The organism is Pseudomonas fluvialis (genome assembly GCF_002835605.1).
In the GTDB taxonomy this organism is placed as follows: Bacteria; Pseudomonadota; Gammaproteobacteria; order Pseudomonadales; family Pseudomonadaceae; genus Aquipseudomonas; species Aquipseudomonas fluvialis.
The window spans coordinates 194,532-216,117 of sequence record NZ_PIYS01000018.1 but is presented as its reverse complement, the minus strand read 5'-3'; the positions used below and the strand labels follow the sequence as shown (position 1 = coordinate 216,117).

General features: G+C 65.4%; 23 protein-coding genes. 8 read left to right on the top strand and 15 right to left on the bottom strand.

Annotated elements, in window-relative coordinates:
- Positions 1-119: 119 nt before the first annotated feature.
- The 3 genes from aguA to CW360_RS10755 all read right to left on the bottom strand — a co-directional run bounded on the left by aguA (position 120) and on the right by CW360_RS10755 (position 3,690).
- Positions 120-1,220 carry an agmatine deiminase gene (aguA, locus tag CW360_RS10765; protein WP_101193703.1) on the bottom strand — a complete coding sequence of 367 codons (1,101 nt, stop codon included), beginning with the start codon at positions 1,218-1,220 and terminating at the stop codon, positions 120-122.
- A 72-nt stretch (positions 1,221-1,292) separates the two neighbouring features.
- Entirely contained in the window at positions 1,293-2,174 is an 882-nt protein-coding gene (gene aguB / locus CW360_RS10760) for an N-carbamoylputrescine amidase (RefSeq protein WP_101193702.1), read from the bottom strand.
- A gap of 97 nt (positions 2,175-2,271) precedes the next feature.
- Complete coding sequence (locus tag CW360_RS10755) at positions 2,272-3,690, bottom strand: NorM family multidrug efflux MATE transporter (protein WP_101193701.1); 1,419 nt, start codon at positions 3,688-3,690, stop codon at positions 2,272-2,274.
- A gap of 115 nt (positions 3,691-3,805) precedes the next feature.
- Between CW360_RS10755 and CW360_RS10750 the strand changes: the two genes are divergently transcribed.
- A complete protein-coding gene (locus CW360_RS10750) occupies positions 3,806-4,726 on the top strand; it encodes a LysR substrate-binding domain-containing protein (protein WP_101193700.1) in 921 nt (306 codons plus the stop codon).
- A gap of 11 nt (positions 4,727-4,737) precedes the next feature.
- On the opposite strand, the gene CW360_RS10745 is transcribed toward CW360_RS10750, so the two are convergent.
- Both CW360_RS10745 and CW360_RS10740 read right to left on the bottom strand, forming a co-directional pair.
- Positions 4,738-6,222 carry a YifB family Mg chelatase-like AAA ATPase gene (locus CW360_RS10745; protein ID WP_101193699.1) on the bottom strand — a complete coding sequence of 495 codons (1,485 nt, stop codon included), beginning with the start codon at positions 6,220-6,222 and terminating at the stop codon, positions 4,738-4,740.
- Between the two features lie 57 nt (positions 6,223-6,279).
- Entirely contained in the window at positions 6,280-6,540 is a 261-nt protein-coding gene (locus CW360_RS10740) for an accessory factor UbiK family protein (protein ID WP_101193794.1), read from the bottom strand.
- Positions 6,541-6,920: 380 nt separating this feature from the next.
- Here CW360_RS10740 and glnK point away from each other — a divergent pair, with 380 nt between their 5' ends.
- The 4 genes from glnK (at position 6,921) to sutA (ending at position 9,344) form a co-directional block, all read left to right on the top strand.
- Positions 6,921-7,259: a P-II family nitrogen regulator gene (glnK, locus tag CW360_RS10735; protein ID WP_093984456.1), complete on the top strand. Its 339-nt coding sequence runs from the start codon at positions 6,921-6,923 to the stop codon at positions 7,257-7,259.
- Between the two features lie 40 nt (positions 7,260-7,299).
- Positions 7,300-7,482, top strand: a complete 183-nt coding sequence (locus CW360_RS10730; protein WP_093984457.1) for a hypothetical protein — start codon at positions 7,300-7,302, stop codon at positions 7,480-7,482.
- Positions 7,483-7,549: 67 nt separating this feature from the next.
- Complete coding sequence (locus tag CW360_RS10725; RefSeq protein WP_101193698.1) at positions 7,550-8,800, top strand: ammonium transporter; 1,251 nt, start codon at positions 7,550-7,552, stop codon at positions 8,798-8,800.
- A 211-nt stretch (positions 8,801-9,011) separates the two neighbouring features.
- The gene (gene sutA / locus CW360_RS10720) at positions 9,012-9,344 is read left to right on the top strand and encodes a transcriptional regulator SutA (protein ID WP_093984459.1); all 333 of its coding nucleotides are present in this window, start codon (positions 9,012-9,014) and stop codon (positions 9,342-9,344) included.
- 61 nt (positions 9,345-9,405) lie between these two features.
- On the opposite strand, the gene CW360_RS10715 is transcribed toward sutA, so the two are convergent.
- The 6 genes from CW360_RS10715 to lptM form a co-directional block, all read right to left on the bottom strand.
- On the bottom strand, positions 9,406-10,113 hold the full coding sequence (locus CW360_RS10715) for an HAD family hydrolase (protein WP_093984460.1): 708 nt from the start codon (positions 10,111-10,113) through the stop codon (positions 9,406-9,408).
- On the bottom strand, positions 10,110-11,015 hold the full coding sequence (gene xerC, locus CW360_RS10710) for a tyrosine recombinase XerC (RefSeq protein ID WP_101193697.1): 906 nt from the start codon (positions 11,013-11,015) through the stop codon (positions 10,110-10,112). The genes CW360_RS10715 and xerC overlap by 4 nt, the downstream gene beginning before the upstream one ends.
- Before the next feature lie 68 nt (positions 11,016-11,083).
- A complete protein-coding gene (locus tag CW360_RS10705) occupies positions 11,084-11,779 on the bottom strand; it encodes a DUF484 family protein (RefSeq protein WP_101193696.1) in 696 nt (231 codons plus the stop codon).
- 20 nt (positions 11,780-11,799) lie between these two features.
- Entirely contained in the window at positions 11,800-12,630 is an 831-nt protein-coding gene (gene dapF / locus CW360_RS10700) for a diaminopimelate epimerase (protein ID WP_093984463.1), read from the bottom strand.
- A gap of 10 nt (positions 12,631-12,640) precedes the next feature.
- Positions 12,641-13,888, bottom strand: a complete 1,248-nt coding sequence (gene lysA, locus CW360_RS10695; protein ID WP_101193695.1) for a diaminopimelate decarboxylase — start codon at positions 13,886-13,888, stop codon at positions 12,641-12,643.
- Positions 13,889-13,897: 9 nt separating this feature from the next.
- Entirely contained in the window at positions 13,898-14,035 is a 138-nt protein-coding gene (gene lptM / locus CW360_RS10690) for an LPS translocon maturation chaperone LptM (RefSeq protein WP_093984465.1), read from the bottom strand.
- Between the two features lie 135 nt (positions 14,036-14,170).
- Between lptM and cyaY the strand changes: the two genes are divergently transcribed.
- From cyaY to rnk, 3 genes are all read left to right on the top strand, one after another.
- Entirely contained in the window at positions 14,171-14,503 is a 333-nt protein-coding gene (cyaY, locus tag CW360_RS10685) for an iron donor protein CyaY (RefSeq protein ID WP_101193694.1), read from the top strand.
- 144 nt (positions 14,504-14,647) lie between these two features.
- Positions 14,648-14,908, top strand: a complete 261-nt coding sequence (locus tag CW360_RS10680; RefSeq protein WP_101193693.1) for a hypothetical protein — start codon at positions 14,648-14,650, stop codon at positions 14,906-14,908.
- Positions 14,909-15,083: 175 nt separating this feature from the next.
- Positions 15,084-15,488 carry a nucleoside diphosphate kinase regulator gene (gene rnk, locus CW360_RS10675; RefSeq protein WP_093984468.1) on the top strand — a complete coding sequence of 135 codons (405 nt, stop codon included), beginning with the start codon at positions 15,084-15,086 and terminating at the stop codon, positions 15,486-15,488.
- Between the two features lie 45 nt (positions 15,489-15,533).
- On the opposite strand, the gene CW360_RS10670 is transcribed toward rnk, so the two are convergent.
- The 4 genes from CW360_RS10670 to CW360_RS10655 all read right to left on the bottom strand — a co-directional run bounded on the left by CW360_RS10670 (position 15,534) and on the right by CW360_RS10655 (position 21,570).
- A complete protein-coding gene (locus CW360_RS10670; RefSeq protein ID WP_101193692.1) occupies positions 15,534-15,938 on the bottom strand; it encodes an HPF/RaiA family ribosome-associated protein in 405 nt (134 codons plus the stop codon).
- 145 nt (positions 15,939-16,083) lie between these two features.
- Positions 16,084-18,933, bottom strand: coding sequence for a class I adenylate cyclase (locus tag CW360_RS10665; RefSeq protein ID WP_101193691.1), 2,850 nt, complete (start codon positions 18,931-18,933; stop codon positions 16,084-16,086).
- A gap of 50 nt (positions 18,934-18,983) precedes the next feature.
- Positions 18,984-19,877, bottom strand: coding sequence for an EamA family transporter (locus CW360_RS10660; protein WP_101193690.1), 894 nt, complete (start codon positions 19,875-19,877; stop codon positions 18,984-18,986).
- 7 nt (positions 19,878-19,884) lie between these two features.
- Entirely contained in the window at positions 19,885-21,570 is a 1,686-nt protein-coding gene (locus CW360_RS10655) for a putative 2-aminoethylphosphonate ABC transporter permease subunit (protein WP_212633293.1), read from the bottom strand.
- Positions 21,571-21,586: the final 16 nt, after the last annotated feature.

Sequence of the window (21,586 nt, the reverse complement as noted above, 5' to 3'; positions counted from 1 at the left end):
CATTGGCTATCGGCAAGGGGTGAAGAAACCTTAGCCTGATCAGGGCTTCTGGCTGGCCAGTCGCTCACGCTCACCGGCCAGTTGTGTGCAGTGTAGTGGCCGGCGAGCGATCTGCGCGTTTAGCGGGCGGCGGGTTGCTGCTGGGTGATGCAATGGATGTTGCCGCCACCCAGGAGGATCTCCCGGCCCGGCAGCATGACCACGCGATGCGCGGGAAACAGCTGCTGCAGCAGGGCCTGTGCTTCAGCATCGCGCGGGTCGTCGAAGCACGGTGCGATGATGCCGCCGTTGACGATAAGGAAGTTCACATAGGAGCCGGCCAGGCGAATCGACGGGCCACGCGGCTGGCTGCCTTCGGCGCGGTCGACTCCGGCGCATTCCTCGGGCGTGGCGTATAGCGGGCCGGGAATCGGCATCTTGTGTACCTGCAGGCGCCGTCCGCGGGCATCGCGGGCTTCGCTGAGTACCGCCATGGCAGCCTGGCAGCGTGGGTAGTTGGGGTCTGCGGGGTCGTCGGTCCAGGCCAGCAGGACCTCGCCAGGGCGGACAAAACAGCAGAAGTTGTCGACGTGACCGTCGGTTTCGTCGTTGTACAGACCCTGCGGTAGCCAGATCACCCGTTCCACGGCCAGGTGGCGGGCCAACTGGACTTCGATATCCGCCCGGCTGAGGCGCGGGTTGCGGTTGCGGTTGAGCAGACACTCCTCGGTCGTGATCAGCGTGCCCTGGCCGTCCACGTGGATTGAGCCGCCTTCCAGCACGAAGTCGGCGGTGCGATAGCGCGGGCAGCGCTCGATCTCGAGAATCTTGCGGGCCACCTGATCGTCGCGCTGCCAGGGCCAGTACAGGCCGCCGTCGAAGCCGCCCCAGGCGTTGAAGGACCAGTCCACTCCGCGCAGTTCGCCCTGTGCGTTGACCACGAAGGTGGGGCCGGTGTCGCGTACCCAGGCATCATCGTTGCTGATTTCCAGCAAACGGATCTGCGTGTGGTCGAGGTGCGCACGGGCGTTGTCGAACTGTGCGGCAGACACGCCGACACTCACCGGCTCGAACTCGGCGATGGCCTTGGCTACGGCCGCGAAGGCCGCTTGTGCGGGCTTGCCGCCGAGTCGCCAGTTGTCCGGACGCTCGGGCCAGATCATCCAGGTCTGGCTGTGCGGCTCCCATTCGGCCGGCATGTGGAAGCCGTCGTCGCGCGGGGTGCTGCTCAGGGTGGTCATCGCGTGTTCTCCCAGGGTGGCCTGGCGTAGCGCTCAGGTGGCACGCCGCCGGTTGCCGTACTGACGTGAGGGTTAGGCAGAGGGTGTTTCGCCGTCGAGGGTGGCGAGCGGCCAGTACAGGTTGGGCCGGCGATCACGGAATACCCCCCAGGCACTGCGGGTTTTCTCCAGGGCGTCGAGGTCGAAGCTGTGCACCAGGATGCCTTCCTCGCTCTGGTTCAGTTCGGCGACCTTGGCACCGAACTGATCGGCAATGAACGAGCTGCCGTAGAAGGTGATGTCGTAGCCGTCCTGTTCTTCCTTGCCGATGCGGTTGGAGGCAACCAGCGGCATCAGGTTGGCACCGGCATGGCCCTGCTGTACGCGCTGCCAGTGCTCGCGCGAGGTGATGCTCGGGTCATGCGGCTCACTGCCGATGGCTGTCGGGTAAAGGAGGATTTCCGCGCCCATCAGCGCCATGCTGCGCGCGCACTCGGGGAACCACTGGTCCCAGCAGATGCCGACGCCGATTTTGGCGTAGGCGGTATCCCATACCTGGAAGCCGGTATCGCCGGGGTTGAAGTAGTACTTCTCGTGGTAACCGGGGCCGTCGGGGATATGGCTTTTCCGATAAATGCCGAGGTTGCGCCCATCGGCGTCGATGATCGCGATGCTGTTGAAGCGTGCCCGTCCGGCGCGTTCGAAGAAGCTGATCGGCAGGACCACCTGGAGTTCCGCGGCGATCTTCTGGAAGTGCGCAATGGCGGCGTTCTCGTCCACCGTGCTGGCCAGCTGGGTGTAGTCGGCGTTGGGCTTCTGGCAGAAATAGGGAGTTTCGAACAGTTCCTGAATAAGGATGATCTGCGCACCCTGGGCTGCGGCCTGGCGTACCAGCTTCTCGGCCGTGGCGATATTGGCGGCGCGATCCCAGGAGCAGGCCATCTGGGTGGCGGCGACGGTAACGATACGCGACATGGAGCACCTCGCTGTGCCCGCTAGGGGCGTGGGGGAGTGAATGTTGTTCTTTATAGTCGATATAAATCGATATTTGAAGGGTGCGGATTCCTATTGATTAGCCTTTTAACGCTTTTCCCGAATAAAAATCGGTTTTTTGTCTGTGGGACAGTGCCGGGCGTAGGCGGCGTTCAAAGGCTAGCACCAGGCCGAGGGCCGTGCCGGCCAGTCCGGCCGCCATGCCCCACCACACACCGCTGGCACCCCACGGGGTACTGAAGGCCAGGTACCAGGCAAGTGGCGCTCCCAGCCCGAGGTAACCGAGCAGGCCAATCAGCAGGGTGCTGCGCCCTTCGCCAAGGCCGCGCAGACAGCCCATGGCGATGGTCTGCAAGCCATCGAACAGTTCGAACCAGGCGGCGATGGCCAGCAATGCCACGGCCTGACTGAGCAGCGCGGCGTGTTGCGTGGCATGCCGGTCGATATACAGGCCGACCAGCCAGGCCGGCGCCAGCCAGAACAGCAGCGCTATACCCAGCATGCACAGAGCGCCCAGGGCCAGGCCCAGGCGTCCGCTCAGGCGTGCCAGATGCAGCTGGCCGGCCCCCTGGTGCAGGCCGATCCGGAAGGTGCAGGCATAGGCAATGCCGGTGGGCAGCATGAAGGCCACATAGACCGTCTGTACGGCAATCTGGTGTGCGGCCAATTGCAGGTCGCCGAGGGCGCCCATGCACAGCGCGGCGACCACGAACAGTAGGGACTCCAGCGCATAGATGGCGCCGATCGGCAGGCCCAGGCGCAGGTTGGCGCGTAGCGCTGCCCAGCCGGGGCGCAGGATGCCGCGCAGCAAGGCGTAGCGCCGATAGAAGGGTTGCCAGGCGATGTACAGCGCCATCAGCAGGGCCATGCCGTTCATCACCAGCGCGGTGGCCAGGCCTATGCCGAACAGGCCCAGACGGGGTAGGCCGGCCAGGCCATGGAGCAGTGCATAGTTCAAGGCGATGTTGGCCAGGCTGCCGCACAGGGTGATGGCCAGTACCGGGCCGGGCTTGCCGAGGGCCGCGCTGTAGCCGCGCAGCACCGTGAACAGCAGGTAGCCGGGCAAGGCGAATCGCAGGGCTTGCAGGTACTGCATGGCGGCCGCCACATTGTGAGCCTGTTGACCCAGACCCAGCAGCAGGGGGGCCAGCATGGACAGCAGCAAGCCGGCCAGCAGGCCCATGACCAGCGCCAGCCAAAGCCCGGCCTGGGTGACCTGGCGAACGCCGCGCTGATCGCCGGCGCCCAGGCGCATGGCCACCAGGCTGCCGGCGGCCACGCTGACCCCTACGCAACTGATGGAGATGAACGAATAGCTGGCGGCACCCAGGCCGCCGCCGGCCAGGGCGGCGGGGCCGAGCAGGCCCATCATCAGGGTGTCGGTGAACACCATCAGCACCTGCACCAGTTGCGTGGCCATCAGGGGCACGGCCAGGCGCAGCAGGGCGCTCAGTTCGTTGCGCCAGCCTATGGGCTGGTGTTGTTGCGTTACAGGCATGTTTAGCGAGTATCCCCGGGAGACTAGGCAGACGATCAGACTCGCGTATTCTCTGGGCTTTCCCGGAGTACGGGAAAAGGATAAAAGCCAGCCATTACATGAGTTTTAGTCATCCATGAGTGACCGCCTGCCTGCCCTGTATGCCTTGCGCGCCTTTGAAGCGGCGGCCCGCCATCGTTCCTTCACCCTGGCGGCCCGCGAGTTGTCATTGACGCAAAGTGCGGTCAGCCGGCATATCCGCACCCTGGAAGCCGACTTTGCCTGCCGGTTGTTCGAACGCGAGGGGCGCGGCCTACGCCTGACCGATGCCGGTGAGCAATTGCTGCCGGGGCTCACGGCGGGGTTTACCGCCTTGCAGCGCGCCTGCGCCGACCTGCGCGGCAGTGAAGGCGTGTTGCGCCTGAAGGCGCCTTCGACGCTGACCGTGCGCTGGCTGCTGGCCTGCCTGTCGCGCTTTCGTCAGGCTCATCCGACGCTGGACGTGCAGCTGACCAGTGCCTGGATGAATGTCGATCGGGTAGATTTCCAGCAGGAGCCCTTCGATTGCGCAGTGCTGCTCAGCGATGGCCAGTTTCCTGGCGACTGGCACAGTGTGCGGCTCTTCGAGGAATGGCTGATCCCGGTGTGTGCGCCTTCTGCAGTGGCTGCGGGCCCCTGGGATCTGGCGCGCCTGCGCGCGGCGCAACAGCTGCACCCGACACCGGACCGCCGCGACTGGCGGCGCTGGCTGGCGGCCATGCAGCTGGAAGAGCAGGTGCCGCTACAGAGTGGCCAGCTGTTCGACATGCTGGAACTGGGCATCGTGGCCGCCGCGCGTGGTTATGGCGTGTCGATTGGCGATCTGCTGCTGGTCGCCGAAGACGTCGCGGCTGGCCGCCTGGGCCTGCCCTGGCCGGAGGCGGTGGCCAGTGGTGATAGCTACTACCTGGTATGGCTGCGCGCACGACGTGGCCAGCAGCGCTTCAGCCAGCTGGCGGCGTTTCTCCAGGCCGAAGTAGCAAGCCTGCCGTTGCCGGCGGTGGGTTACCGGCGCTGAAGACGGCCGCTTCAGGCCGGACGGTATTGCAGGGCCTCGGCCAGGTGCACCCTGGCGATGGCGTCGAGCTGCTCCAGGTCGGCCAGGGTGCGCGCCACCTTGAGCAGGCGGTGGGCGGCGCGCAGGCTCAGGCCAAGGCGCTCGCAAGCCTGTTCCAGCCAGAGACGGTCGCCTGACTCAAGGACGCAATGGCGCTGCACGCCGGCCAGATCGAGGCGTGCATTGCTACAGCCCTGGCGTTGCAGCTGGCGTTGCCGGGCCGCGGCGACCTGCGCGGCCAGCTCGGCGCTGCCCTGTGAGGGCGCGCCCGGCTGCAAGGCGGTTTGCTCGCGGGCCACGCTGACATGCAGGTCGATGCGGTCGAGCAGTGGTCCGGACAGCTTGCTGCGATAACGCTGCACCTGATCGCTACTGCAGCGGCAGCGGCCCGAAGGGTCGCCCAGGTAGCCGCAGGGACAGGGGTTCATCGCGGCCACCAGCTGAAAACGTGCTGGAAAGCGGATCTTGTCCTGGGCGCGGGCGATGACAATTTCTCCCGACTCCAGCGGTTCGCGGAGCACCTCCAGAACCTTGCGGTCGAACTCGGGCAGCTCGTCGAGAAACAGCACACCCTGATGAGCGAGGGTGATTTCGCCAGGCCGCGGGCGACTGCCGCCCCCCACCAGGGCGGGTCCCGAGGCGCTGTGGTGCGGTTGGCGGAACGGGCGCTGTGGCCAGGCCTGCAGTGGCTGGGCGCTGGCTACGGAGTGAATGGCTGCCACCTGCAGTGCTTCCTGTTCGTCCAGTTCCGGCAATAGCCCGGGCAGGCGGCTGGCCAGCAGCGTCTTGCCGGTGCCGGGTGGCCCGACCAGCAGCAGGTTGTGCTCGCCGCTGGCGGCTACCAGCAGCGCCCGCTTGGCAGTGAGCTGCCCCTGGACTTCCGCCAGATCGGCATAGGGTTGGCGCTGGCGCAGCAGCCCGGAAGCCTGGAAGGGTTCGAGGAGAACTCGGGCGGCACAGTGATTGACCAGCTGCAACAGGTTGTCCACCGCCAGCACCTGCAGTCCCGAGGCCAGGCTGGCTTCCTCGGCGTTGGCGCGTGGCACGACCAGGCAGCGTCCGGCCGCCCGGGCGGCCAGGGCGGCTGGCAATACCCCCTGTACCGGGCGAATGTCACCGGAGAGTGCCAGTTCACCCAGGCATTCCAGCGAATCCAGGCTGGCCTGGCTGAGCAGGCCACTGGCGGCGAGGATGCCCAGGGCGATGGCCAGGTCGAAGCGGCCGCCGTCCTTAGGCAGGTCGGCAGGGGCCAGGTTGAGGGTAATGCGCCGGTTGGGGAAGTCGAAGCCGCTGTTGAGAATGGCGCTGCGTACGCGGTCCTTGCTCTCCTTGACGGCGGTTTCCGGCAGGCCAACCAGCGCCAGGGCTGGCAGGCCGTTGGCCAGGTGGGCTTCCACGGTGACACTGGGTGCTTCCACGCCCACCTGGGCGCGACTGTGCACGATGGCCAGGGACATTGATCACTCCTTGATCGAGGGCGACGCGCCTCCTGGCGCGCGGGGTTCAGCGGTGACTCAGGACGGCTCGCCTTGCAGACGCGCTTCCAGTTCGGCCACGCGCTGCTCCAGGCTTTCCAGGCGGGCACGGGTGCGCTGCAGAACCACCATCTGGCTGTCGAACTCGTCGCGGCTGACCAGATCCAGCTTACTCAGGCCGCTTTGCAGGAGCATTTTCAGTTGGGCTTCCAGTTCCGCGCGGGGCAGCGGGCTGTCGGCACTGAACAGGCGCGACGCCTGGCTGGCGAGAAGGTCGATGACGGCTTTGGGCGGCAGCATGATCGGGTTCCACAGAAAAGTGGCAGGAGTGTAGCACGCGGCCTGCCTGGGCTGATGCGTTGCACGTGGCGCACGTTTTTGCAGCCAGCCGCTGGCGCTGTGCACCATTCTGGTGCTGCACCCCTTTGAGGGCTGCGAGGTATCTCTTTTGGGTGCATATAACTAATTGATTTATATTGTTTTTTAATAACTGGCAAGGAAACTGCAAATGTTCTGGCGACGACTGCAGATATGCAGATCGGCTGGCTCGGTGGTCGCTTGGCGACCCTCTACAGCAGGGCGGTTGCCCGGCTGGAGCGTTACAAAGCCAGGCACTGCGCTTAGACTTGTGCTGGGTTCGTTTTCCTGGGGCAAGTCCACCTTAATCGGGAGAGAGTTTCATGAAGCTAGTCACAGCCATTATCAAGCCGTTCAAGCTCGACGACGTGCGCGAGTCGCTGTCGGAGATCGGCGTTCAGGGCATTACTGTCACCGAGGTCAAAGGCTTTGGCCGGCAGAAGGGTCACACCGAGCTGTATCGCGGTGCTGAGTATGTGGTCGACTTCCTGCCCAAAGTGAAGATCGACGTAGCGATTGCCGATGAGCAGCTGGATCGCGTCATCGAGGCCATTACCAAGGCGGCCAACACCGGCAAGATCGGTGACGGCAAGATCTTCGTCGTGCCACTGGAGCAAGCCATCCGCATCCGTACCGGCGAAACCGGCACCGACGCGGTTTAAGCAACACCCAACGAACCCCCAACGCCCCAGGAGAAACACCATGACTCTGCGTCTCTGCGCAGGGCTGGACGCCCTTTTGCCTCTAATCAGCAGCGACCCGTCGGTCGCACAGGCGTCCCTGGTTTCTGTAGTCGGTGCCCGGCAGCACCGGCAGCAGCCCTGGGATGCGCTGGTCGTGGTTGTGCCTGCCTCCTGGCAGCACGGCCACAACCCCAGTCGCTGAGTCGTTCGCCGTTATGGCGAAACCCGGCACGAATGACGCCTGCGTGCGTCCCGGTATGAGGTGAAACATGGAAAACACAGCCCTGATTCCAGTTCTATACGGCCTGGATACCTTCTACTTCCTGATTTGCGGCGCGCTGGTCATGTGGATGGCCGCCGGCTTTGCCATGCTCGAGTCGGGCCTGGTGCGCAGCAAGAACACCACGGAAATCCTTACCAAGAACGTGGCGCTGTATGCCATCGCCAGCGTCATGTACATGCTGGTCGGCTACCACATCATGTATTCCAGCCCGGAAGGTGGCATCCTGCCCAGCCTGGGCCTGTTGCTCGGTGACGAGCATGCGGTGGATGTCGTGGCGGCGGGTGGCGAGGATGCTCCCTATTACTCCGCGCGTGCCGACTTCTTCTTCCAGGTAGTGTTTGCCGCGACCTGTATGTCGATCGTTTCCGGTGCCGTGGCCGAGCGCATGAAGCTGTGGGCCTTCCTGGCCTTCGCGGTGGTGATGACCGGTTTCATCTACCCGATTCAGGGCTTCTGGAAGTGGGGTTCGGGCTTCCTCAACGAAGCCGGCTTCCTTGACTTCGCCGGTTCTGGTGTTGTGCACATGGCGGGTGCGGCTGCCGCTCTGGCGGGTGTCCTGCTGCTCGGTGCGCGTAAGGGCAAGTACGGCCCGAACGGCCAGATCAATGCTATTCCGGGGGCCAACCTGCCGCTGGCTACGCTGGGCATGTTCATCCTGTGGATGGGCTGGTTCGGTTTCAACGGTGGTTCGCAGCTGAAGATCAGCACCATCGAGGATGCCAACGCAGTGGCTAACGTGTTCGTCAACACCAACATGTCTGCCGCCGGCGGCCTGATTGCTGCGCTGATTGTCGCGCGCATCCTGTTCGGCAAGGCTGACCTGACCATGGCCCTCAACGGTGCACTGGCTGGCCTGGTGGCCATCACGGCCGAGCCGCTGACGCCCAGTGCGCTGATGGCTAGCCTGATTGGTGGTGTAGGTGGTGTGCTGGTGGTGTTCTCCATCCTGGCGTTGGATAAGTTGAAGATCGACGATCCGGTCGGTGCCATCTCGGTGCACGGTGTAGTCGGCATTTGGGGCCTGCTGGCGGTCTGCCTGACCAACAGTGATGCCTCGCTGGGCGCTCAGCTGCTGGGTATCGGGGCAATCTTTGCCTGGGTCTTCGTGGCCAGCCTAATGGTCTGGAGCCTGATCAAGCTGCTGATTGGTCTGCGGGTCAGCGAGGAAGAAGAATACGAAGGCGTGGATATCGCCGAATGTGGCATGGAAGCCTACCCGGAGTTCACTCGCAAGTAAGCGGCCAGTGGCTTGGCAAGGGGCGCCTAAAGGCGCCCTTTGTTTTTTCCGGCGCCGCGCTAGAATGCGCGCCATCGAGCAGTCGCCCGTTGTCGGGCGACCTCATCGACAGCGCCTGGGAGCACCACTGAACGCCAGAGCCGGCAGGCCGGCGGCGGGTTTTTCCGGCTCTGCTATAACTAAGCTGCTTTGGCAAGCCATGAGGTAGAACATGAGCGACGATGATCTGGAACGCGACGAGCTGGAAGCCGGCGACGAAGACGAGGCGGAGGAGCTTGACGCCGCTGATGACGAGGTTGTCGAAGAAGAGGACGAAGATGGCCTGGTAGCAGCGCCAGCTGGCAAGCCTGCGAAGAAGGCCAAGGCGGCTGCCGTCGAGGAAGAGCTGCCGAGTATCGAGGCCAAGCAGAAGGAGCGTGATGCCCTGGCACGGGCCATGGAAGAGTTCCTGGCGCGCGGCGGCAAGGTACAGCAGGTGGATGACAACGTGGTGGCCGATCCGCCCAAGAAACCGGACAGCAAGTACGGCAGTCGCCCGATCTGAGCGGATGCTGGCTGACGGCCTGCCCATCGATCCCCTGTTCAGCCTGGCTGACAGGGGATTTTTATTGCCTGCTTAGCCCGCCTCGCAACAGGCCAGGCAGTTCGGCGAGGCGTCGTACCTGGGCAGTGGGCGGCGCTGTGCTTGCCTGCCACGGCTGGCCCTGCGGATTGAACCAGATGGCTTGCAGGCCGGCCTGGCGGGCTCCGGCGATATCGTCCAGTGGATGATCGCCGATATGTACGGCCTGGTTGGCGCTGATTCCGGCCAGACGCAGGGCTTCCTGAAACGGTCGCGGATCGGGCTTGCCGATGCCCAGCTGCTCGGCGCTGACCGCGAAACGGAAGTAGTCGGCCAGGCCCAGGCGGCGAATATCGGCGTTGCCATTGGTGATCACGCCCAAGGTGTAGTCACGGGCCAGCTGCTCCAGGGTGCTGTGCACGTCATCGAAGAAGCTGACCCGGTGGCGCGCGGCGAGAAACGCCTGGAATGCACCTTCGGCGAGGCTGGCTGCTTCCTCGTCGGGGTAACCGGCGCTGCGCAGGGCCTGCAGGAGGATACGCCGGCGCAGCTCGCTGAGACGAAAACGCAGTAGCGGCTCGGCTTCCAGCAACTGGCCGCGGATGGCCCAGAGCTGTTCGATGGGCAGTGGGCCAAGACGCGGTGCCTGGCTGGCCAGCCAGTCGCGCAGGGTCGCTTCCGCACCACGCATCACCGGGGCGACATCCCACAGGGTATCGTCAAGATCGAAGGTGACTAGCCGCGGCGTCATGACTTGTCGGGGTCCTTGCGTTGCCTGGCGCGCGGGTGGGCGCTGTCATAGACCTTGGCCAGGTGCTGAAAGTCCAGATGGGTATACACCTGGGTCGTGCGGATATCGGCATGCCCGAGCAGTTCCTGCACGGCGCGCAGGTCTTGCGATGATTCCAGCAGATGGCTGGCAAAGCTGTGGCGCAGCATGTGCGGGTGCAGGTGCTCGCCCAGCTCACGGATGCCGGCCTGGCGGACACGCAATTGCACCGAGCGGGCGCTGAGGCGTCGGCCGCGGCGATTGATGAACAGTGCCGGCTCGCTGGCCAGGCCCTGACGTACCGCGAGCCAGGCGCGCAGTGCGGCGCGTGCCGGTCGGCCGATTGGCACGATGCGCTCGCGGTTGCCCTTGCCGCTGACCCGTACCAGGCCTTCATCGAGGTCCAGCTGGAGCAGGTCGAGGCCAACCAGTTCGCTCAGGCGCAGGCCGCTGGAGTAGAGCAGTTCGAGAATGGCCTGGTCGCGCCGGGCGAGGAAGTCGTCATCCGTAGCTGTCGCAAAGAGTTGCTGGGCACGGTCGGCATCCAGGGCACGAGGCAGGCGCCGTTGCCCCTTGGGGGCGCTCAGCCCGGCGGCCGGATCATGGCGGCACAGGCCTTCGCGGCCCAGGTACTGGTACAGCCCGCGACAGGCCGAGAGCAGGCGTGCCAGGCTGCGGCTGGACAAGCCCTGCTGGTGCAGGTGGGCGATCAGCCGGCGCAGGCGCGCACTGTCCAGCGCCTGCCAGTCGGCCAGTTGTTCATCTTGGGCGAAGGCTCGCAGTTTATCGAGGTCGCGCCGGTAAGCGCTGAGGGTGTGCGCGGAGAGCTGGCGCTCGCTGCGCAAGTGTTCGAGGTAGGCGTCAAGGTCAGCTGCAAGCTTCAAGCGTTAAGCTCCAAGTACGCCAGGATGACAACAGGCACGCGCGCGCCAACTTGCAGCCTGTGGCTGTTCTAGCGCACCGAGCGCAGTGGTGTGGCGTAGCGCGGCAGTACGCGGGCCAGTACTTCGCCGATGTAGCCGAGGAACAGGGTGCCCAGCGAGCTCTTGTAATGCTGGGGGTCGCTGCTGCCGATGGCCAGTACGCCATGCAGGCCCTGGTAATGCAGTACGGCCAGTGCCGCGGAGCCGACCTGGCTGGCCGCCTGCTCGCCAAACAGGAAGGTCAGTTCCTCCGGGCGCAAGGCGCCGCACAGGGTCTTGTTACCGGCCAGCAGGCCGCCGATGGCCTGCTGTGCTTCGGCCAGGCTGACGCTGCGGCCGATGCCGTGGTTGTGTTCGCTGAACAGGGTGAGGCCGACAAAGGGCACCTGGAACTCATGGCGCAGGCTGTCTTCCACGGCACTGATGACTTCGTCCAGGCTGTTGGCATCGAGCAGGCTGAGCACCAGGCGGCGGGTCTTGTCGAACAGCCGGTCGTTGTCGCGGGCCACGTCCATCAAGTGGCTCAGGCGATGGCGCATATCGATGTTGCGCTCGCGCAACAGCTTGACCTGGCGCTCCACCAGCGACACGGCGGCGCCGGGTTGGTGGGGAATGCGCAGCTCGGGGATCAGCTCTTCGTGGTCGACGAAGAACTCCGGATGCTGGCGCAGGTAGGCCGCTACGCGTTCGGCATCCAGGGGGGGGTCTTGCGGCTGATCACTCATCGGGCGCTCCTCGGGGCCGCCTACAGGCGAATCTGTCCTTCATACACCCGCACCGCGGGCCCGGTCATCATAACCGGCTGGCCGGGGCCTGCCCACTCGATGCTCAGGCTGCCCCCCGGTAGCTCCAGCTGCAGCGGCGAATCCATCCAGCCCTGGCGGATGGCGGCCACGGCCGCGGCGCACGCGCCGGTGCCGCAGGCCTGGGTTTCCCCTGCTCCACGCTCCCACACGCGCAGGCGTGCCTGCTGGCGGTTGATGACCTGCAGGAAGCCGACGTTGACCCGCTTGGGAAAACGCGGGTGGTGCTCCAGTTTCGGCCCCAGGCTGTGCACCGGCGCGCTGTCGACGTTGTCGACACGCAGCACGGCGTGCGGGTTGCCCATGGACACGGCGGCCAGCTCATGCCGCTGGCCATCCACTTCCACGGTATAGCTGAGCGCCTCGGCGTCGGCCTGGAAGGGGATCTGCTCGGGGACCAGGCGCGGCGCGCCCATGTCCACGGTGACCTGGCCGTCAGGACGCAGGTTGAGCTCGATGATGCCGCCCTTGGTCTCGACGCGGATCTGCTTCTTCACGGTCAGGCGCTTGTCCACCACGAAGCGCGCGAAGCAGCGCGCGCCGTTGCCGCACTGCTCCACTTCCGAACCGTCGGCGTTGAAGATGCGGTAGCGGAAGTCCACGTCTGGGTTGGTCGGCGCCTCCACCAGCAACAGCTGGTCGAAGCCGACGCCGGTGTGGCGGTCGCCCCAGGCCTTGGCGTGCTTGGGCTGGATATGCGCGTGCTGGCTGATCAGGTCGAGGACCATGAAGTCGTTGCCGAGGCCGTGCATCTTGGTGAAGCGCAATAGCATGATCGCGCCCTCACTGCGGCAGCAGGCTTTCGCCGGCGTAGAGTTCGGCGAGGGTCTCGCGGCGACGCACCTCGAAGGCCTGCTCACCGTCCACCAGCACCTCGGCGGCGCGGCCGCGGGTGTTGTAGTTGGAACTCATGACGAAGCCGTAGGCGCCGGCCGAGCGCACGGCCAGCAGATCGCCTTCGGCCAGCACCAGCTCGCGGCCCTTGGCCAGGAAGTCACCGGTCTCGCAGATCGGCCCGACCAGGTCGTACTGGCGCGCCTGGCCGTCACGCGGCTGCACCGGGGTGACGTCCATCCAGGCCTGGTACAGGGCCGGGCGGATCAGGTCGTTCATCGCCGCGTCGACGATGGCGAAGTCCTTGTGCGCGGTGTGCTTGAGGTATTCCACGCGGGTCAGCAGCACGCCGGCGTTGGCCACGATGGAGCGGCCCGGCTCGAACACCAGGGCCAGCGCGCGGCCCTTGAGGCGCTCACGCACGGCGGCGATGTAGTCGCCGGCCAGCGGCGGCTGCTCGTCGCGGTACTGCACGCCGAGGCCGCCGCCGAGGTCCAGGTGCTGGATCTGGATGCCTTGCGCGGCCAGCTGGTCGACCAGCGCCAGCAGGCGCTCCAGGGCGTCGAGGAAGGGCGGCAGGCTGGTCAGCTGCGAACCGATGTGGCAATCCACGCCGACGATGCGCAGGTTCGCCAGTTCGGCGGCGCGGGCATACACGGCCGGGGCCTGCTCGATATCGATGCCGAACTTGTTTTCTTTCAGGCCGGTGGAGATGTACGGGTGGGTGCCGGCATCCACGTCCGGGTTGACCCGCAGCGAGATGCTGGCGGTCTTGCCCAGTTCGGCGGCCACCAGCTGCAGGCGCTCTAGTTCATCCACCGATTCGACGTTGAAGCAGTGCACGCCGACTTCCAGGGCGCGGCGCATATCGTCGCGGGTTTTGCCGACGCCGGAGAAGACGATCTTGCCCGGTTCACCGCCGGCGGCCAGCACGCGCTCCAGCTCGCCACGCGAGACGATGTCGAAGCCGGCACCGAGGCGCGCTAGGACGTTCAGCACGCCCAGGTTGGAGTTGGCCTTGACGGCGAAGCACACCAGGTGCGGCATGCCGGCCAGGGCGTCGGCATAGGCGCGGTACTGCGCCTCGATGTGGGCGCGGGAATAGACGTAGGTGGGCGTGCCGAAGCGTTCGGCAATGGCGGACAGGGCCACGCCCTCCGCGAACAGTTGGCCGTCGCGGTTGTGGAAGGCTTGCATGCGGACCCCTTAGAGGAAAACGTCTTTGTCGCGTTCTTTGGTGGTTTTTTCGTCGTCAGGCAGGTACAGCGGACCTTTTTGGCCACAACCGGCGAGGGCGCTGCACAGCACGGCGAGCGCGAGGAAGGGAAGCAGCAGGCGCTTCATGGCGTAATCCTTTGCAAAATCGGCGATTGGCGGGGAGTATACCGGCCACCCGGCGCCTTGCCTATGCGCCCGCGCCGCGTCCTTTGTGGCTTGCAGCCCGTCCGGGCATGGCCCTTTTTGTTGTGAGGAATGATGATGACTCTTAGCCCTGCACGCTTTCATGCGTTGGTCGATGCGGTTCAGGAAAGCGTGGAAAATGTCTTCGATGACAGCGACCTGGATATCGATCTGGAAAACAGCGGAGGTGTGCTGACCGTGCGTTTCGAGAATGGCAGCCAGCTGATCCTCAGCCGTCAGGAAGCCCTGGCCCAGCTGTGGGTGGCGGCACGTTCCGGTGGTTTCCATTTCGACTACGACAGCGACAGCCAGCGCTGGCTGTGTGACAGCGGTAGCGAGCCGTTGGGCGAGTTGCTGGCGCGGGTGGCTTTGGAGCAGGGTGGCGAGGCGCTGGACTTCGCCGGGTTGTGAAACCGACAGGTTGCTAGCCGGTGTGCGCGTCGGGCGCCTGCGCAGGGGTGGCTAACAAGTGCTTACATAGTCGTGCTGGTTATCGCCGGAGAGGCGCGCATACTGGCCGTCCATGCGCTGAGCAGGCCACGAGGGTCGGCATCGATGAATCATTTCTACCTGATCCCCTTCCTGTTGCTCTGCGGCCTGTTCTACGGCATGACCTTCGCGGTGCTCAAGCTCAATCGCTGGAAGGCCCTGCCGACCGAGGAACAGTACCTGGCCAGCCTGGCCGGCCAGCCTGCGCAGTGCAGCCACTGTGCCTCGGCGACCATCGAGGAGCGCGGCGAGTGGGGGCGCAACAGCCAGGAACGGGTGTTCGTCTGCCAGGGCTGTGGCCGCAAGCTGTACCGTAGCCAGCACTGACGGCGTGCGTTGTCCCGTGTCGTCGTGCGTCTTGGCCGGCAGGCATGCCTTGCCATTTGTCGTCGCTATGGTAGTGTCGACCTAACGAGCCAATCTGACCGCTCTGTCAAACCAAGCCCCGCCTGTCCCGGTGGGGCTTTTTGCATTTTTTGTTCAAGGGAGAACCTGTCACGCCATGAACGCCCAGCCGCCCATCATCATCACCCGTGTCGACCTGCAACGCCTGGAGCGCCTGCTCGACAGTCTGGAGGAGTACGGCCCTGGCGCCGAGGCGCTGGAGCAGGAACTGGCGCGTGCCCAGGTGGTTGGCCATGACGAAGTGCCGGCGGGCGTGGTGACCATGAATTCGCGCGTGCATTGCCGTGAAGAGGCCAGTGGCAAGGACTACCACCTGACCCTGGTGTATCCGCAGGATGCCGGTGGCGAGGGCCGCGTTTCCATCCTGGCACCGGTGGGCAGTGCCTTGCTGGGGCTGTCGGTCGGTCAGCACATCGACTGGCCGGCACCAGGCGGCAAGCAGCTCAAGCTGACTCTGCTGGCTGTGGAGTATCAGCCGGAGGCCGCCGGCGAGTTGCGTTGAGGTTCGCAGGGCTGCGGCAGGCCTGAGCCTGCCGCCGCGTGGGGGTTACAGGCTGCGCAGTTGTTCGGCAGCCAGAAAGTCTTCTTCGAGCAGGGCGTCCTGGCTGGCCGTGCTGTCCTCTACCGGCTGGCTGGTGCGGCGTGCCCGCAGCTTGCCGAACTGGTGCTCCAGGGCGTGATGCAGCTTTTCCGCGGCACCGTCGATGGCCTGTTCCAGGGCTTCGGCCTTGTGTGTGACGGAAATCGGCTGTAGGCCTTTGGGGCGTGCTTCGATCTGGCAGCGCTTGTCCTGCGCCCCGGTCTTGTGGGCGTTCTCGTCATTGAGGTGCACGACCACACGGGTCAGTTCGTCGTCGAAACGTTCCAGGCGGCTGGCCAGGGTGGCGCTGACCCACTCGGCCAGGCGCGCGCTACCTTCGATATGGTTGTCGCTGTGTACTTGGATTTGCATGACGCGTTCCTTCTTCAGCTCAAGATGCCGCCCATGCCGGGCGACACTTGCAGCCTACGCCTTTCTCGCTGCGACAAGCCAGCAAAGAAAAATCCAGACATCCTTTCTTTGTCTGTCTTGGTTGTTGGCGAGGGGGGCAGGTTGGTCAGGCTTGCTGCAGCGCGGCGTTCAGGCGGTCTTCCAGCTGCACTTTGTAGTGCAGGTAATGCACGGTCTGCATCTGCTGCTGCGGGTAGATGCGTGATAGATCGAGGTCGGTGATGTAGCAGGGATAGCGCCCGCCGGTACGCCGTTGGGCGAGGATGTGGCTGGCCACCACCTGGTAGAGCTGCGCGCCATATTCCAGCTCGGAGAACTCGCGGTGGTTGCAGTACAGGGTGACGTGCTGGCGAGCGTGGTCATCCGGTTCGACGATCGCCTGTACGTCGTAGAACGCCTGGTTGACTGCCGCGGCGGGGGCAGCGCGGCGCTCCAGGCGCTGGGCGCGACCGGGCAGGGGCGGGAGGATTTCGTAGTAGAGAATCTCCAGACTGTTGCCGGGGAGTTCCAGGTTCAGTGGTAGCAGCGCGTTGTGGCGGTATTGCAGGGATTGCAGAAAGCGCTGCAAGGGCGTCAGCAGGGTCTGCTCGTCGTGAAAGGGCAAGCGTTGCCGCCACAGCGCGTTGTGCTCGTCGAGCAGGCTGACCTCGGCCATGTCGCCATCCAGCCGGTAGAACAGTTGCAGGCAGTCGGGACGCCCGCAGGGCAGGAGCAGGGCCAGGTCGTGTCCTTCCAGGGCATGTCGGTCGAGGTGCAGCGGGCTGTACTGCGGCAGCTCTTCGCCCAGTGCGCTGACCAGACTGGGCAGGTCGGGCAGGCTCTGGTGGCGTACCTGGCCGGCCTGCAGTTGCAGCAGGTGGTAACGCTGCTGGATCTGCAGAAGCAGACGGCTGGGCGGCTGTTCGGCAAGACGCTGCAGGGCTTCGCGGAACAGTTCCTCGACGCGCTGGGCAATCGCGCTGGCCCGGTTGCGACAATAACAGCGCACCAGCAGCTCGGGGTGCGGTCCCTGGGCCGGCAGGCTGTTGAGGTAATCGCGCAGGCAGTCGAGCAGCGCATCCGCACCGCTGTAGCGACTGACCAGCAGCTCGTTCCAGCTGTTCAGGGTGACCTGGTCGAGGCTCAATACGAGATTTTCACGCACCCCGGAATAGCCCAGTGCGTCGGTGCGCGCACTGGTCAGGTGGACATTCAGCTGGCTGTGCGCCTTCAGTGGGTCGCAGCCGACATTCACCAGCAGCAGCACCCGACGCGGCTGGCTGGCCTGCAGCAGGGCGCTTTCCGCGACGCTGGGCAGCGGCAGGGGGAAGGCTTGCTGCAGACTGCCGATCAGGTTGTTCAGCTCGTAGTCGCCCAGATCACTGTCGCCCGGGTGGATGGTCAGGCGTGTACCGGCATCGATCACGGCGTTTCGCTGGCACCAGGCCAATAGCTCGATGAGCTCGCGACTGCGCTTGAGTGGCGCGTAGTCCGGCCATTCCTGCGCATGCAGGTTGCCGGAGAACAGTGCCCACTGGCTGTCCTGGTTATCGTCTTGGGCGGGCATATGCACCAGGGTCAGGCTGTCTTCGGCGATGTCCGGGGCAATGCCGGGGTTGATGTACTCGACCTTGCCGGCCTTGCGCTCGAAGGCGGCATACAGACGCCGGCCGAGCACTCCCAGGTCGCGGCTGCTCAGCGAGCTGCCGGCCTCGCTGAGGCGGGCAAACTGGGAGAGAAAGCGGTAGCTGAAGGTCAGTTCGTTGACCAGCGCGCGGCGCTCGCCGACGACCTGGCGTACCTTCCACTGGCTGCGGCTGTCGAGCAGGGCCAGTTGCCGCTCGTGCCACTGCCAGCTGGCGGTGAGCCGCTCGAACAGCAGGCGTTGCCAGCTTTTGCTGCGCCCGCGCGGTGGCACGCTGAGTTTCTTGCCGATCTTCAGGTACAGGCAGCGGCGGATCAGTTCCAGGCGCTCCTGCTCGCCGCGCTCCAGCAGGTACTCTTCGAGGCGGCGATAGACGACGATGTACGGGTCGAGCTCGTCGAGGTCGAGCTGGTTGGCGAATACCGCCTGCTTGAAACGCAGGGCCAGGCAGCGCACCTGCGGGTGTTCGCTGGCATAGACCTCGGTAAGCAGCAGTTTGAGCACCGACTTGAAGGGCGACTCGATGCCCTTGTACAGCTGCCACATGCCGGCGCCGATGAACTCATGGGCGGGGATACGCGCCAGGTGGCCGAGGTCGAGCACCTCGTCGGCACGCACGAAGCGCTTGTTCAGCAGGGTCTGGGTGTACTGCGGGTAGCGGGCTTCCTCGTACACCGGCACCAGCCACCAGAGTGGTGTGCGTCCGCCCAGCCAGATGGCGGTGCGGTAGAACTCGTCGAGCAGCAGGTAGTGCTGGGTGGTACCGCAGTCGTCGGAGGTCAGCTGGCCGTCGCGTTCGCCACGGCTGAAGCGTTGCGGATCAATCAGAAAGCAGTGCACCTCGGCACCCTGGGTCGCCGCCCAGGCTTCCAGCAGGCGGCATTTGCGCTGCAGTTCGAGGATGGCAGCGGCTGGCAGCTGCGGGTCGTGGCAGACCCACAGGTCCATGTCGCTCTGCTCAGCCTGCGCCACGGTACCCAGGCTGCCCATCAGGAACAGGCCATGCAGTGGCGCCTCGCTCTTGCCGCGCGCCGGCTTGTAGACGAAGGAGCGGGTCAGGCGCTGTGCTTCGGCGAGCAGTGACTCATCCGGCTCGAAGCCGGACAGGCCGGCCGGCGTGGCAGCCGAGACATAACCGGGGAGCAGCGGATGATTGACGTGGAACAGCAGTGGCAACAGGCGCAGCACCAGTTGCTGGCGGCTGGACAACGCCAGCATGGCGCGCTGCAGGCGCCCGGCATTGACCTTGAGAAAGCGCGCACGCAGCTGCGCCAGCACCTTGCGGTCGATGCCGTCGTCGATATCCGGACGAATTTCCTGGTTTCTGCTCATGGCGCAGAGCCTAAGCATATTCTCCGGTTGGCGCCAGTTGTCGGCGTTGCTCAGTCCAGCAGTACCAGGCCGAGCCCGCCCAGTACCAGGGTGACGCCGAGCAGCTTGGCCCGGCTCAGCGGTTCGCCCAGCAGCCAGATGCCCAGCCCGACGCCGATCGGAATACTCACCTGGCGTAGCGCTACCACGTAGCTGACATGACTGGCATAGGCCATGGCCCAGACGACCAGGACGTAGGTGAGCGGCATCATGATTCCGGTGAACAGGCTGCTCCGCCACTGGCCGGCGAGGTGGCGCCAGGCCTGGTGGCGCAACAGTGGCAGGCCTAGCCAGGCGGCCGCGGCCAGCGACTGCAGGAGCACGTAGAGCAGGGCTACCTCGGCGGCGCTGTGCGCACCGGGTAACCCGCGCAGAGCCCGGGTGGCGATGTCGTCGACCAGCGAATAGCCGGCGGTGGCCGTGGCGGCGAGCAACGCAAAGGCGCTGGCTGGGTTGAGGTAGTGGCGCAGGCGCAGGTCGCCGAAGTGCCGCATGGGCAACAGCAGGCAGCCGAGCACGATGAGCAGGATGCCGGCCAGTGCCGCGTGGCTCAACGGATTACCGGCCTGCCAGAGCAGGCCGGCCAGCATCAGCAGGAGCAGCGGCACGGCGCGGATCAGTGGGTACAGGCTGGACAGTTCGCCACGTTGGTAGGCCTGGCCCAGCCCCCACAGGTAGAGGGCCTGACATAACCCGGACAGCCCCACCCAGGCCCACAGTGTGGCGGGCATGCTCTGGAGTAGTGGCCAGGTGAAGGGCAGGATCAGCGGTGCGCCGAGCAGAAAGCCCCACAGGCTTGCGAGAAAGAAGAACGCCAGGTCCGGGCGGGCCTGCTTGCCCGCCAGGTTCCAGGCTGCATGGGCGATGGCCGAAAGCAGGACCAGCAGTAGGCTCAGGCCGCTCATCGGGCGCTCAGGCCTGGCCGCGCCAGGCTCCCTGGCGACGGACCAGGTACAGGCCGAGCAGGCTGTGCAGCAGCTTGGCCAGGGCGCAGGTGGCCATGATGCAGACCGCCATGGCGGCCGCACCGGCGGTTTGCCCGGCGTCGTCGAGGTTAAGCACGCTGATCGCCGCCAGGTTGCTGTCCGGGCCATAGAGGAAGACCACTGCCGATACCGTGGTCATGGCGTTGACGAAGAAGTACAGCGCCACGTCGAGCAGTGCCGGCAGGCTCAGCGGCAGGGTGACCCGGCAGAGAATTTGCGCCCGCGAGGCGCGCAGCGACTCGCCGACCGCCTCGAACTCGCTGTCCAACTGCTTGAAGGCAGTGAGCAGGTTGAGGTGCGGTACCGAGTAAAAGTGCACCAGGGTACAGAGCACCAGCAGGGTCATACCGCCGTACAGGCCATTGAGCGGGTTGTCGGGGTGGTTGAAGAAGAAGATGTAGCCCAGGCCGAGGGTCATCCCGGGAATCGCCAGTGGCAACAGGGCGAGCAGCTGGAAGACCCCGAGCAGCGGCTTGGGCTGCGGGGTACGCTGGCTCAGCCAGGCATTCAGGAACACCAGGCTGGTGCCGGCCAGCAGGGTCAGGCCGGCCAGGCGCAGGGAGTTCAGGTAGCTACCCCAGCCATCGCCGAGCAGGCGTTCGAACTGGTAGTTGGCCAGGCTCAGTTGCAGGTTGTAGGGCCAGTACCTGACCAGCGAGGCATACACCGCCATGCCGATCACGGCGAGGATGAACAGCAACGGCGGGGTCAGTAGCAGTGCGCCGCGCAAGTCGCGCAGGCGGTCGGGCTTGGGCGTGAAGGGTACGGCGCGGGCGGTCAGGGTGGCGGCCTGGCGCTGCTGCACCCAGCGGTCGGCGAGAAACGCCAGCAGCGCCGGCAACAGCAGCAGCACGCTGACCACGGCGCCCATTTCGAAACGCTGCTGGCCAATGACCTGTTTGTATACATCGGTGGCCAGCATGTCGTAGTTGCCGCCGATCACCTTGGGTACGCCAAAGTCGGTGAACACCAGAATGAACACCACGAAGGCGGCACTGACCAGACCGTAGCGAGCGTTGGGCAGGGTGACGCAGAAGAAGGTGCGCCAGGACGAGGCGCGCAGGACCTCGGCGGCTTCGTAGTGACGGGCATCAGCCTGCGACAGCGCGGTGAGCAGGATCATCAGCGCATGCGGGAACGTCCAGAAACACGAACCCATGACGATGCCCAGCGGCCCGTAGATCGACTGGCCAGCCAGCCAGCTCTTCAACAGACCCTGTTCGCCGAACAGGTAGATCAGGCTGATCGCGGGCAGCAGCGAGGGGGCGAGGATCGGCAGCAGCAGTGCCGCGCGGATCCAGCCGCGCCCCGGCAAACGGGTACGGGTCAGCGCCCAGGCGGCGGCAAAGGCGCTACTGATGACGATCAGCGTGCTCAGCCCGGCCACCCATAGCGAATGACCAAGGGCGCGCTGCAGGGCGCCACTGTCCAGGTAGGCGCGAAAATTGGCCAGGCCGACATACTGGCCCTGGGCGTCTGCCAGGCTCCGGCTGAGCAAGCTAAACAGCGGGGCCGGCAGGACCAGCAGCAACAGCAGCAAGAGGATGACGAACAGCAAGCTGAGCAGGCGGCGCTCCTGGCGAACCAGCAGCGTGGGCAAGGACAGGGACATCTGGGACATCTTCAAC